We start from the raw sequence: 12,534 nt of genomic DNA on the forward strand, positions 1-12,534 counted from the left end.
TCGGGCGGGACAGGGCGCCGTACGAGTGCTAGAAATCGCATATGCCGCAACGATCCTCTCAGGCCGCCACGACGGCACCGCACCGGGTGACCGTGATCGTCGACGAGGGCACCAACCCCTTCGAGGTGGGCGTCGCCACGGAGCTGTTCGGGCTGCCACGGCCGGAGCTGGGGCTGGAGGGGCCGCTGTACCGGGTGACGCTGTGCACGCCCACGCGCGCGGTGCGCATGAACCACGGCTTCTTCACCATGACCGGACTGCCCGGTCTGGAGGCCGTCGACGAGGCGGACACCCTGGTGGTGCCCGGCCGCCCCGACAACGTCGTCCCGCGCGGCGCGGACGTCCTGGACGCCATCGGGCGCGCCCACGCGCGCGGGGCACGCGTGCTGAGCCTGTGCACGGGCACGTTCGCGCTCGCCGAGGCGGGGCTGCTGGACGGGCGGCGGGCCACCACGCACTGGATGTGGGCCGACGCCTTCCGGGAGCTGCACCCGCGCGTGCTCCTCGAACCCGATGTGCTCTTCGTGGACGAGGGCGACATCCTCACCGCCGCGGGCAGCGCCGCCGCGCTCGACCTCGGGCTGTACGTCATCCGCCGCGACCACGGCGCCGAGGTCGCGAACGCCGTCTCCCGGCGGCTGGTCTTCGCCGCGCACCGCGACGGCGGACAGCGGCAGTTCGTGGAACGCCCGCTTCCGGAAGTGCCCGACGAGTCGCTGGCACCGCTGCTGGCCTGGGCGCGGGAACACCTGTCCGAGCCGCTGACGGTGACGGACCTCGCCGAGCGTGCCGCGCTCTCCCCGGCCACCCTGCACCGCCGCTTCCGGGCGCAGCTCGGGACGACCCCGCTGGCGTGGCTGACGGGTGAGCGGGTGGCGCTGGCCTGCCGTCTGATCGAGCGGGGCGAGGAGCGCCTGGACGTGGTGGCGGCCCGCAGCGGCCTGGGCACCGCGGCCAACCTGCGGGCGCGGCTGCGCCGGGAGACCGGACTCAGTCCGTCGGCCTATCGACGGCGTTTCGGACCGGCCGCCGGGGAACCGGTGGTCCCATGAGATATCTCGTGCGCGACCGGATCCTGGGCCTCGGTGACGACTACTGGATCGAGGACCAGCAGGGCGACAAGGCGTTCCTCGTCGACGGCAAGGCGATGCGGCTGCGGGACACCTTCGAGCTGAAGGACCCGCAGGGCCGGGTGCTGATCGACATCCGGCAGAAGCTGCTCTCCCTGCGGGACACCATGCTCATCGAACGCGACGGCGGCCCGCTGGCCACCATCCGCCGCAAGCGGCTGTCACTGCTGCGCAACCACTACCGGGTGACGCTCGTCGACGGCACCGAACTGGACGTCAGCGGCAAGATCCTCGACCGTGAGTTCGCCGTCGAGTACGACGACGAACTCCTGGCCGTGGTCTCCCGCCGCTGGTTCCACGTCCGCGACACCTACGGCATCGACATCGTCCGCGACGACGCCGATCCGGCGCTGCTGATCGCGGTGGCGGTCTGCGCGATCCACCTCTCCGAGAAGGAGCGCGACAACGCGTGACCGCCGCCTCGGACGCTCAGCCCAGCCTGGCGAACCCGTAGTTGAGGATCCGCTTGGCATCCGTCTCGCGCTGGCTGGCGGACGGCGCGGTGAGCACGGCGCCGTACACGGTCTTGCCGTTGCGGGTGGCGGCGAACACCAGGCAGTACTTGGCGAGGCTGCCGGAGCCGGTCTTCACGCCCGTGGCGCCGGAGTAGTTGCTCAGCAGTGTGTTGGTGTTCGACCAGTTGTAGTACCGGTAGCCGCCGCTGGCGGTGGTGACCTTCTGCTGGGTCGACTTGGTCTTCACGACCGCGCGGAAGGTGGAGTGGCCCATCGCGCTGCGGGCGAGCTTGGTCAGGTCGCGCGGCGTCGAGTAGTTCGAGCCATTGCTTATGCCGTCGAACGAGTCGAAGCGCGTGTTGGTCATGCCGAGCTGCGCGGCCTTGCGGTTCATCTTGCCGATGAACGACTTCACGCGCGCCGCGCGGGTGTCGCCGGTGCCGAACTTGTCCGCGAGCGCGTAGGCGGCGTCGCAGCCGGAGGGCAGCATCAGGCCGTACAGCAGTTGGCGGACGGTGACCTTGTCGCCGACGATCAGCCGCGCGGAGGAGGCGTTCTTCGACACGATGTAGTCGCTGTACGCCTTGCGGATGGTGACCTTGGCGTCGAGATTGAGGTTCGCCTGGGTCAGCACCACCTTCGCGGTCATGATCTTCGTGGTGGAGCCGGTGGCCCGCTTGGTGTCGGCGGCCTTGGTGTAGAGGGTGGTGCCGTTCGCGCCGTTCATGGCGTAGCCGCCGAGGGCGGAGATGGTGGGCTTGGTCAGCGCCTGGGCGGGCGTGGCGGTGACGGCCCAGGCCGCGAGCATGGCGCCGGTGGTCACGCCGACGGCGGCGGCTCTGCGGACACGGACGCCCTTGATGCCGGTAATCAAGTCGTATACCCCGATTGCGTGAATGCCCCGTGGGTGCGGCCGTGTTGGGGCGACAGGGTTGGGCCGCACGTATGAGACACGCGAGGGGGGTGAAGGGTTGTGCGGCGGACCGGTGTTTTCCGCGGCGTTCTTGACGTCCGCATGCTGGACCGGCGCCGACATGCGTACGTGTTGTATCTATCCTGTCGGCATGACCTTGGCCGACGTGACCGCCGTCAAACAGCCCCCTGCCGCCGACCGCGTCTACACCCACGTCAAACAGGCCGTCCTGGAGCGCCGCTACGAAGGCGGCACCCTCCTCACCGAGGGCGAGCTGGCCGAGGCCGTCGGGGTCTCCCGCACCCCGGTGCGCGAGGCGCTGCTGCGGCTGGAGGTCGAGGGCCTGCTGAAGCTGTACCCGAAGAAGGGCGCGCTGGTCCTGCCGGTCTCCGCGCAGGAGATCAAGGACGTCGTGGAGACCCGGCTGCTGGTCGAGGAGCACGCCGCGCGCAAGGCCGTACCCGCCCCGCCGGGCCTCGTCGAACGGCTCGCGGAGCTGCTGGAGAAGCAGCAGCGGCAGGCCGCCGAGGGCGACCTCGCCGGGGCCGCCGTCACCGACCGCTGCTTCCACGCCGAGATCGTCCGCAGCGGCGGCAACGAGATCCTCTCCCGCCTCTACGACCAGCTGCGCGACCGTCAGCTGCGGATGGGCGTCGCCGTCATGCACTCCCACCCCGACCGGATCGCCAAGACCCTCGCCGAGCACGAGGAGATCCTGGCGGCGCTGCGCTCCGGCGACGCCGACGAGGCCGTGGGCGTCATCCACCGGCACATCGGCTGGTTCTCGCACCTGGCGCGGGGTGAGGTCCGGTGAGCCGGACCGGCACCCTGCCGGGTGATCCTCCCGGCGGTCGCCGCGCCCTCGCCGTCTGGGGCATCGGCGTCTCGGTCTACTTCGTCGCCGTCATCTTCCGTACGTCGCTGGGGGTCGCCGGACTCGACGCCGCCGACCGCTTCGGCGTCAACGCCTCCGCGCTGTCCACCTTCTCGATCCTCCAGCTGCTGGTCTACGCGGGCATGCAGATACCCGTGGGCCTGCTGGTGGACCGGCTCGGCACCAAGCGGGTGCTGACCATCGGGGTGGTGCTGTTCACGGCCGGACAGCTGGGCTTCGCGCTCTCCCCGTCGTACGGCACGGCGCTCGCCTCGCGGGCGCTGCTGGGCTGCGGTGACGCGATGACGTTCATCAGCGTGCTGCGGCTCGGCACCCGCTGGTTCCCGGCCCGGCGCGGGCCGCTGATCGCGCAGCTCGCGGGGCTCGCCGGGATGGCGGGCAACCTGGTCTCCACGCTGGTCCTGGCCCGGCTGCTGCACGGCGTCGGCTGGACCGCGGCGTTCGCCGGCAGCGCGCTCGCCGGTGTCGTCGTCCTGGTCCTGCTGCTGCTCTTCCTCAAGGACCACCCCGAGGGCCATGAACCGCAGCCCTTCCCGCACCGGGGCGCCGCCTATGTACGACGGCAGATCGCCGCCTCCTGGCGGGAGCCGGGCACCCGGCTGGGGCTGTGGGTGCACTTCACGACCCAGTTCCCGGCGATGGTGTTCCTGCTGCTGTGGGGGCTGCCGTTCCTCGTCGAGGCGCAGGGTCTGTCCCGGGCCACGGCCGGTGAGCTGCTGACGCTGGTGGTGCTGTCGAACATGGTGATCGGCCTGGTCTACGGCCAGATCGTCGCCCGGCACCACGGGGCGCGGCTGCCGCTCGCGCTGGGCACGGTGGGCGCTACGGCGCTGCTGTGGGCGTCGACCGTCTTCCACCCCGCGCTCACCGGGGCGGACCGGGCGCCGATGTGGCTGCTGATCGTGCTGTGCGTGGTGCTGGGCGCCTGTGGGCCGGCCTCGATGCTCGGCTTCGACTTCGCCCGCCCCGCGAACCCGCCGGAGCGTCAGGGCACCGCCTCCGGCATCACCAACATGGGTGGTTTCGTGGCCTCGATGACGACGCTGTTCGCGGTGGGCGTGCTGCTGGACGCGACCGACGACGACTACACGGTCGCCTTCTCGTCCGTCTTCGTGCTCCAGGCGCTCGGCGTGAGCCAGATCCTGCGGCTGCGCCGACGCGCCGCCCGCCGGGAGCGCGAGCGGCTGGTCGCCAGCCGGGTGGAGACGGTGCACGTCCCGGCGTGAGCGCTCAGATCACCGGTACGAGGGTGAGGTACGCGAGCCCGAGCACGCCCCGGTAGCTCATCCACTGGGAGCGGTGCCCGTCGAGCCGTTCCCGGGTCACGGCGGCCAGCGGATGGTCGCCGTGCCGGGCCAGCCACACCTCCGTGTCCGCCTGGTACGCCGACTCGAACTCCTCCCACTCGTCGGCGTTCGCGGTCTCCGTCCACTCGGGCCGGAACCCGGCGGCCACCGCGAGGTCGAGCAGCGTGCCGAGGCCGGGGTGGTCGGTGGCGGAGGCGCCCGGCCACATGCCGGACAGCTCGGCCTCGGTCGGGGTGCGCTGCCAGAAGCCCTCTCCGAGCAGCACCCGGCCGTCGTCGCTGACCAGTCGGCGCAGGGCGGCGAGCGCCTCGGGGAGGTGCCGGGGCGGCTCGACGGGGCCGAGCGCCTGGCTGGAGCCGACGCAGAGCACCAGGTCGGCGGGGCCGTGCGGGGTGCCTTGCGCGGACTCCTGAAGGAACCGGACCCGGTCCGCGAGCCCGCGCCGCTCGGCGTTGCGGCGGCCCCGGTCCAGGTCGTCGGCGTTCAGATCGAGGCCGACACCGCTCGCGCCGGGCACGGCGGCCAGCAGCCGCAGCATCAACTCGCCCCAGCCGCAGCCGATGTCGAGCACGGTCGCGGACGCGGGCGCCGCCTGGGCGAGCCGCCCTACGATCCGGTCCGCCCGGGCCTCGGAGAGCGGGCCGTGGAAGGTGAGGCGGGTGAGGCGGGGCGGGAGGTCGGTGGCGGTGGCAGGCTGAGAGGGGGTCATGTCCGGGACCGTACTGGGGCGGTGCCCCGGGCGCCGGGAATTTCCTGGCGCCCGGCGTCGGCCGGCCCTCGTCCGTCGCGCGTTACGGCGTCACGGTGAAGTGCCGCAGGATGGCCGCCGTCAGCTCCGGGTCGCCCTCCGCCTTCACCCGGTCCTGCACGGACTCCAGGGCGACCCGGCCGCAGGCCAGCCGGACGTAGGTCTCCCAGTCGAGGGTGAGGGTGGCGGCCGGGCCGAGCGCCGGGGTGGTCTCCACGGTGCCGCGGCCCTGGATGTCGACGCGGACCGTGCGCAGGAACTCGACCGGCCCGTGCACATCGAAGACGATCGCCGAGCTGCGGGGCGCGTCGGCCCGTCCGGCGACGACCTCGGGGAGCCGCTCCAGCAGGACGTCCCGGGCGACGAGGGCGCCGGGGGAGTCGAGGTTGCCGGGGCGGCCGAGGGCGGCGCGCAGGTCCTGTTCGTGCACCCACACGTTGAACGCGTGGCCCCGCATGGCCTCCTCAAGGGTCAGCTCGGCGCCGAGCGGGCCGCGCACCTTGGTGCCGGGGTCCCGGGACTCGTTGCGCAGCTGCCGGTTGCGGCGGATGACCGTGTACTCCAGCTCGGAGGTCATCTCGGGCGCCGTGTGGTGGCGGCGGACGTCCACCTGCATCTCCATGTAGCGCTGGTGATCGTTCGTCACATGGAACAGGTCGCGCGGGAGGGTGTGGATGGGGCGCGGGTCGCCGAGCATCTCGCAGTCGAGGCCGATGACATGGGAGACGATGTCGCGGACGGACCAGCCCGGACACGGGGTGCGCCGGTTCCAGTCGGCCTCCACCAGGGGCCCCACCAGCTCGGATATCGCTTCGATGGAGTGGGTCCAGGCGTCGGCGTAGGGCTGGAGAGTGGGATGCAGACTCACGGAACGGGACCCCTCGGCGGTTGGTACTCGGGCAGTTGGTGGCGGCGTTGCCAGCGGGAGGTGGCGGCTGTCGGCGGGTGTCGTGGAACGCTAAGTTACGCTGCTGTGCGGCACCCCGGCAGTGCTTTCGTGTGACGATCGTAGGCCCGTATGAGCGGCTCGAATGCCAGGACGGTGGTAGTGTGCGCGCCTCCCTTCTCCAAATCGCCGTAGATGACGACGAATCGGTTGATTCACGCCGACGTCGAGTCGCTTCGCTGGTCAGGGAGCAGGCCGGAGCCGATCTGGTGGTGCTGCCGGAGCTGTGGACCACCGGCGCGTTCGCCTACCGGGTGTTCGCCGACGAGGCGGAGCCACTGGAGGGGCCGACGCACGAGGCGATGGCGAAGGCGGCGAGCGACGCGGGCCTCTGGCTGCACGCGGGCTCGATCCCGGAGCGGGACGCGGACGGGACCCTCTACAACACCTCCCTGGTCTTCTCTCCTGCCGGTGACCTGGCCGCCGCCTACCGCAAGATCCACCGCTTCGGCTTCGACAAGGGCGAGGCCGTGCTGATGGGCGCGGGGCGGGAGCTGGTGACCGCGCGGCCGGCGGGGACCGTGCTGGGGCTGGCCACCTGTTACGACCTCCGTTTCCCCGAACTCTTCCGTGGGCTTGTGGACGCTGGTGCCGAGGGCTTCGTCGTCCCGGCCGGGTGGCCGGAGCGGCGACGGGAGCACTGGACGCTGCTGGCTCGGGCGCGGGCGGTGGAGAACCAGGCGTTCGTGCTTGCCTGTGGAACGGCCGGGACGCATGCGGGAGTTCCGCAGGCGGGTCACTCGATCGTGGTGGATCCGTGGGGCGACGTGGTCGGCGAGGCGGGACCCGGCGAGGAGGTGCTCTCCGTGTCGGTCGACATCGGGAAGGTCGAGGCCACCAGGGAGCAGTTCCCGGCGCTGAAGGACCGGGTGCTGGGGCTGGCCGAACCCCGGCGGTGAACAACGGACGGCCTGGCCCCGGTCTCCCGGATGCGGGAGACGGCCCCTGACCCCGGTTTCCCGGCGGCAGGGGCCGTCCTCGCTTCAGCGGCAACCGCCGCCCTGGGCTCGGCTCACGCCCAGGTCATCAGCCGCTTCGGCTGCTCCAGGATCGCGGCGATGTCCGCGAGGACCTTGGAGCCCAGCTCGCCGTCGACCAGGCGGTGGTCGAAGCTCAGGGCCAGGGTGGTGACCTGGCGGGGCTTGACCTTGCCCTTGTGCACCCACGGCTGGAGCTTGATCGCGCCGACCGCGAGGATCGCCGACTCGCCGGGGTTGAGGATCGGCGTGCCGGTGTCGACGCCGAAGACGCCGACGTTGGTGATCGTCACCGTGCCGCCCTGCATGGCGGCGGGGGACGTCTTGCCCTCACGGGCGGTCGACACCAGCTCGCCCAGCGACTCCGCCAGCTGCGGCAGGGTCTTGGCTTGCGCGTCCTTGATGTTCGGGACGAGCAGCCCGCGCGGGGTGGCCGCGGCGATGCCCAGGTTGACGTAGTGCTTGACCACGATCTCCTGGCTGGCCTCGTCCCAGGAGGCGTTGATGTCGGGGTTGCGCCGGATGGCGACCAGGAGGGCCTTGGCGATCAGGAGGAGGGGGTTCACCCGCAGGCCGGTGAACTCCTTGTCCTGCTTCAGCTCCTCGACGAGCTTCATCGTGCGCGTCACGTCGACCGTCACGAACTCGGTGACGTGCGGCGCCGTGAACGCCGAGCCGACCATCGCCGCCGCCGTCGCCTTGCGGACACCCTTGACGGGGATCCGGGTCTCACGCGCGGTGTCGTACGACGCCGGGACGGCCGCGGACGCCGGAGCGGGGGCCTCGGCCGGGGCCGTCGGGGCCGCCACGGGCTCCGGCGCCTGCCGCGGGGCCGCCGCCGCGTGCACGTCCTCGCGGGTGATGATCCCGTCGGGGCCGGTCGGGACGACCGTCGTCAGGTCGACGCCCAGGTCCTTGGCCAGCTTGCGCACCGGGGGCTTGGCCAGCGGGCGCTGGCCGGTGGGGGCGGCGGTCGCGGCGGGCGCCGCGGGCGCGGCCGGTGCCGTGCCGTGGCCGTTCAGCTCCGACTGGATCGCCGCGGAGGCCGACTGCACCTGGACCTCGGGACCCTTGCGAGGGCGGCGGCGGGTCGAGGTGGCCGCCACTCCGTAGCCGACGAGGACCGGCTGGCGGCCCTCCGCCTTGGGCTCCTCCGGCTCCGGCGCCGCCTCGGGGGCGGCCTCGGGCGCCGGGGCACCGCCGCCGCCGACGTCCACCGTGATGATGGGCGTGCCCACGTCGACCGTGGTGCCCTCGGGGAAGCGCAGCTCACGCACGACGCCGTCGTACGGGATCGGCAGCTCCACCGCGGCCTTGGCCGTCTCGACCTCGCACACCACCTGGCCGTCGGTGACCTGGTCACCGGGCTGGACGTACCACTTGAGGATCTCGGCCTCGGTGAGTCCCTCGCCCACGTCGGGCATCTTGAACTCACGTACGGACGCTTCAGTCATCGTCGTCATGCCCCTCTCCTCAGTACGCCAGGGCACGGTCGACGGCGTCGAGCACCCGGTCCAGGCCCGGCAGGTACTCCTCCTCCAGGCGCGCCGGCGGGTACGGGGCGTGGTAGCCGCCGACCCGGAGCACCGGGGCCTCCAGGTGGTAGAAGCAGCGCTCGGTGATGCGGGCCGCGATCTCCGCGCCCGAACCGAAGAACACCGGGGCCTCGTGGACCACCACCAGGCGGCGGGTCTTCTCCACCGACGCCTGGATGGAGTCGAAGTCGAGCGGGGAGACCGAACGCAGGTCCAGGACCTCCAGGTTCTTGCCCTCCTCGGCGGCCGCGTCGGCGACCTCCAGGCAGGTCTTCACCATCGGGCCGTACGCGGCCAGGGTGAGGTCGGTGCCCTCGCGGACCACGCGGGCCTTGTGCAGCGGGCCGGGGATCGCCTCGGTGTTGACCTCGGCCTTGTCCCAGTACCTCCGCTTGGGCTCGAAGAAGATCACCGGGTCGTCGCTCTGGATGGCCTGCTGCATCATCCAGTAGGCGTCCGAGGCGTTGGACGGGCTGACGACCTTCAGGCCCGCCACATGGGCGAACAGCGACTCCGGGGACTCCGAGTGGTGCTCGACCGCGCCGATGCCGCCGCCGTAGGGGATGCGCACGACGACGGGCATCTTGACCTTGCCCAGGGAGCGGGCGTGCATCTTCGCCAGCTGGGTGACGATCTGGTCGTACGCCGGGAAGACGAAGCCGTCGAACTGGATCTCGACGACGGGGCGGTAGCCGCGCAGGGCGAGGCCGATGGCCGTGCCGACGATGCCGGACTCGGCGAGCGGGGTGTCGATGACGCGGCTCTCGCCGAAGTCCTTCTGGAGGCCGTCGGTGACGCGGAAGACGCCGCCGAGCTTGCCGACGTCCTCGCCCATGACGAGGACCTTGGGGTCGGAGTCCAGGGCACGGCGCAGCGACTCGTTGATCGCCTTGGCCAGAGCCATCTTTTCGGCTGCCATGATCAGACCCCCTGTCCCTCTGCGTCCGCGAACGACGCCTGGTAGGCGGCGAACTGGGCGCGCTCCTCGTCGACGAGCGCGTGCCCGTCCGCGTAGACGTTCTCGAAGATGGCGAAGTGGTCCGGGTCGGGCATGGCACGGACCGCTTCGCGCACTCGTCTGCCCAACGCCTCGCTCTCGGTCTCGAGTTCCGCGAAGAATCCCTCGTCCGCGTGGTTTGCGGCCTCCAGGTAGCGGCGAAGGCGCAGGATCGGGTCCTTCGCCTCCCAGGCGAGGCGCTCCTCGTCGCCGCGGTAGCGGGTGGGGTCGTCGGAGGTGGTGTGGGCGCCCATGCGATAGGTGAACGCCTCGACCAGGGTCGGCCCCTCGCCGCCGCGGGCACGCTCCAGCGCCCACTTGGTCACGGCGAGGCAGGCCAGCACGTCGTTGCCGTCGACGCGGACGCCGGGGAAGCCGTAGCCCTGCGCGCGCTGGTAGAGCGGGACACGGGTCTGCTTCTCGGTGGGCTCGGAGATCGCCCACTGGTTGTTCTGGCAGAAGAACACCACGGGGGCGTTGTAGACCGCGGAGAAGGTGAAGGACTCCGCCACGTCGCCCTGGCTGGAGGCACCGTCACCGAAGTAGGCGATCACCGCGCTGTCCGCGCCGTCCTTGGCGATGCCCATGGCGTAGCCGGTGGCGTGCAGCGTCTGGGAGCCGATGACGATCGTGTAGAGGTGGAAGTTGTTGCCGTTCGGGTCCCAGCCGCCGTTGTTCACGCCGCGGAACATGCCCAGCAGGTTGGTCGGGTCGACCCCGCGGCACCAGGCGACGCCGTGCTCACGGTAGGTCGGGAAGACGTAGTCGTCGTCGCGCAGCGCCCGGCCGGAGCCGATCTGGGCGGCCTCCTGGCCGAGCAGCGAGGCCCACAGGCCCAGCTCGCCCTGGCGCTGGAGTGCGGTGGCCTCGGCGTCGAAACGGCGGGTGAGGACCATGTCGCGGTACAGGCCGCGCAGATCCTCGGGCGTGATCTGGGCGACGTACTTGTCGTACTCGGCGTTCTTGACGCGCTCGCCCTCGGGCGTCAGCAGCTGCACGAGCTCGGGCTCGGTGCCCGGCGTCCTGGCGGTCGTGCGCTTGCCGGCCGTGCTCTTGCCTCCGGCGCTGCGTCGCGGCTTGCGCGCGGCAGTGCTCTCCACGGTCACGTGTGCTCCTCCGTCGGTCCGGCCCCCGGGTTCGCCGGGTGCCTGGGGGTCCCCCCTGCTCCCTTTAAGGAGCTTGGGGGAGCGGCTCACCCGATCCGGGCAGGGCGCACAGGGTGGGTGCGCTCGGTCGGGACCAGGCGTGACAGGTGCCCCGGCGAGCGCCCTGCAAAAAGCACGTTACCTATAGCCGCACATTTCTGTGAAACCCCATCTGACCTGCGTTTTTGCTTGGATTTCCAAGTAAATCCGGGAATCAGGGGACAGCTGCTGGTCACAGCCTTGCAGAGGGCCGGAACAACGGCACGTTAACCCGGTGACCGAGGTCACGGGAAGAGCTGACGACCACGGAAAAATCAAGCCGATCAGCCGCACTGAATGGAGCAGCATCAGCTGTGACCGAAAGTGACAGAGTGCGACGTTCTGTGATTACCCCCAGCTCAGCGGCGTTTTTCGTGCCCTAGCATCTGCCGCGTGTCGCGCCCGTGTGTACCACCCCCCATGCCCCATGCGCCCCCGTTGGGCGACCTGCTCCGCCGCTACGCCGCCGGTTCGGCGCTCACCTGCGAACCCGTCGACCAAGGCCTGCTGAACCGCGGCTACCGGCTCCGCACGACCAGCGGCCACTACTTCCTCAAGCACCACTTCGACCCCGAGACCGCCGACCCGGCCGCCCTGGAACGCCGCCACCGGGCCACCCAGCGCCTCGCCGGCCTGGGCGTCCCGGTGGCCCCGCCGCTGGCCGGGCGGGACGGCCGTACGGTCGCCGTCGTCGGCGGCCACACCTATGCGCTGCACCCCTGGATCGACGGCCGCCACCGGCACGGCGGCCAGCTCACCACCGGCCAGTGCACCCGGCTGGGCGCGCTGTTGGGCGCCGTACACGCCGGTCTGGAACGGGTGATGCCGCCGAAGGGGCGCACCGCCCCCGCCACCAGCCCGCACCCCGTGCGCAGCGCCGACCCGGCCGAGACCTTCGCCCTCATCGACGACCTGCTCGCGCGGGTGCGCCGCCACCGCCCCGCCGACTCCTTCGACGAACTGGCCCACCACCGCCTCCTGGAGCGCCGCGCCCTGCTGGAACGGCACGCCGACCGGCGTCCCCCGCGCGGTGGCTCGGTCGGCTGGGTGCACGGCGACTTCCACCCGTTCAACCTGCTGTACCGGGGCGACGCCCCGGCCGCGATCGTCGACTGGGACCGGCTCGGCGTGCAGCCCCGCGGCGAGGAGGCCGTACGCGCCGCCGCGATCTTCTTCGTACGGCCCGACGGAACCCTCGACCTGACGAAGGCGCGGGCGTACGCGCGCGCGTACCGGCGCGCCGCCCAGGCCACGCCCTCGCAGCTCGCGGCGGCCGTGCACCGGGTGTGGTGGGAGCGGCTGAACGACTTCTGGATGCTGCGCTGGCACTACGAGCGCGGCGACACCCGCGCGGACCCGCAGTTCCCGGCCGCCTCCGCGCTCGCGGTGTGGTGGACGCGCGAGTACGACGCGGTGTGCGACGCGTTCGTGGAGTGAGGGCCGCCCT

At 71.7% G+C, this 12,534-nt stretch carries 12 protein-coding genes; 6 read left to right on the forward strand and 6 right to left on the reverse strand.

What is annotated here, in order from left to right; translation table 11 throughout:
- Positions 1–41: 41 nt before the first annotated feature.
- Positions 42–1,052, forward strand: coding sequence for a GlxA family transcriptional regulator (locus KBY47_RS17695; RefSeq protein ID WP_210922116.1), 1,011 nt, complete (start codon positions 42–44; stop codon positions 1,050–1,052).
- Positions 1,049–1,543, forward strand: a complete 495-nt coding sequence (locus KBY47_RS17700) for an LURP-one-related/scramblase family protein (protein ID WP_210922117.1) — start codon at positions 1,049–1,051, stop codon at positions 1,541–1,543. The genes KBY47_RS17695 and KBY47_RS17700 overlap by 4 nt, the downstream gene beginning before the upstream one ends.
- 16 nt (positions 1,544–1,559) lie before the next feature.
- On the opposite strand, the gene KBY47_RS17705 is transcribed toward KBY47_RS17700, so the two are convergent.
- Positions 1,560–2,459, reverse strand: a complete 900-nt coding sequence (locus tag KBY47_RS17705; RefSeq protein ID WP_247694858.1) for a D-alanyl-D-alanine carboxypeptidase family protein — start codon at positions 2,457–2,459, stop codon at positions 1,560–1,562.
- 190 nt (positions 2,460–2,649) lie between these two features.
- Here KBY47_RS17705 and KBY47_RS17710 point away from each other — a divergent pair, with 190 nt between their 5' ends.
- Positions 2,650–3,312: a GntR family transcriptional regulator gene (locus KBY47_RS17710; protein WP_210922118.1), complete on the forward strand. Its 663-nt coding sequence runs from the start codon at positions 2,650–2,652 to the stop codon at positions 3,310–3,312.
- Positions 3,309–4,619 (forward strand): nitrate/nitrite transporter, encoded by a 1,311-nt coding sequence (locus tag KBY47_RS17715; RefSeq protein ID WP_210922119.1) that lies wholly within the window; start codon positions 3,309–3,311, stop codon positions 4,617–4,619. The genes KBY47_RS17710 and KBY47_RS17715 overlap by 4 nt, the downstream gene beginning before the upstream one ends.
- Before the next feature lie 4 nt (positions 4,620–4,623).
- Here KBY47_RS17715 and KBY47_RS17720 read toward each other — a convergent pair whose 3' ends face one another.
- Together KBY47_RS17720 and KBY47_RS17725 are read right to left on the reverse strand one after the other, a co-directional pair.
- Complete coding sequence (locus KBY47_RS17720; protein WP_210922120.1) at positions 4,624–5,409, reverse strand: cyclopropane-fatty-acyl-phospholipid synthase family protein; 786 nt, start codon at positions 5,407–5,409, stop codon at positions 4,624–4,626.
- An 82-nt stretch (positions 5,410–5,491) separates the two neighbouring features.
- A complete protein-coding gene (locus KBY47_RS17725; protein WP_210922121.1) occupies positions 5,492–6,316 on the reverse strand; it encodes a maleylpyruvate isomerase family mycothiol-dependent enzyme in 825 nt (274 codons plus the stop codon).
- A gap of 182 nt (positions 6,317–6,498) precedes the next feature.
- Between KBY47_RS17725 and KBY47_RS17730 the strand changes: the two genes are divergently transcribed.
- Complete coding sequence (locus KBY47_RS17730) at positions 6,499–7,293, forward strand: carbon-nitrogen family hydrolase (protein WP_210922122.1); 795 nt, start codon at positions 6,499–6,501, stop codon at positions 7,291–7,293.
- 113 nt (positions 7,294–7,406) lie between these two features.
- Here KBY47_RS17730 and KBY47_RS17735 read toward each other — a convergent pair whose 3' ends face one another.
- Genes KBY47_RS17735 through pdhA form a run of 3 tightly spaced genes read right to left on the reverse strand, consistent with a single transcriptional unit; the run spans position 7,407 to position 11,009 of the window.
- On the reverse strand, positions 7,407–8,834 hold the full coding sequence (locus KBY47_RS17735; protein WP_210922123.1) for a dihydrolipoamide acetyltransferase family protein: 1,428 nt from the start codon (positions 8,832–8,834) through the stop codon (positions 7,407–7,409).
- 10 nt (positions 8,835–8,844) lie between these two features.
- On the reverse strand, positions 8,845–9,825 hold the full coding sequence (locus tag KBY47_RS17740; protein ID WP_210922124.1) for an alpha-ketoacid dehydrogenase subunit beta: 981 nt from the start codon (positions 9,823–9,825) through the stop codon (positions 8,845–8,847).
- Positions 9,826–9,827: 2 nt separating this feature from the next.
- Positions 9,828–11,009, reverse strand: coding sequence for a pyruvate dehydrogenase (acetyl-transferring) E1 component subunit alpha (gene pdhA / locus KBY47_RS17745; protein ID WP_210922125.1), 1,182 nt, complete (start codon positions 11,007–11,009; stop codon positions 9,828–9,830).
- Between the two features lie 498 nt (positions 11,010–11,507).
- Here pdhA and KBY47_RS17750 point away from each other — a divergent pair, with 498 nt between their 5' ends.
- A complete protein-coding gene (locus KBY47_RS17750) occupies positions 11,508–12,524 on the forward strand; it encodes a phosphotransferase (RefSeq protein ID WP_210922126.1) in 1,017 nt (338 codons plus the stop codon).
- Positions 12,525–12,534 lie beyond the last annotated feature (10 nt).

Source organism: Streptomyces sp. B93, from assembly GCF_018070565.1.
Taxonomy (GTDB): Bacteria; Actinomycetota; Actinomycetes; order Streptomycetales; family Streptomycetaceae; genus Streptomyces.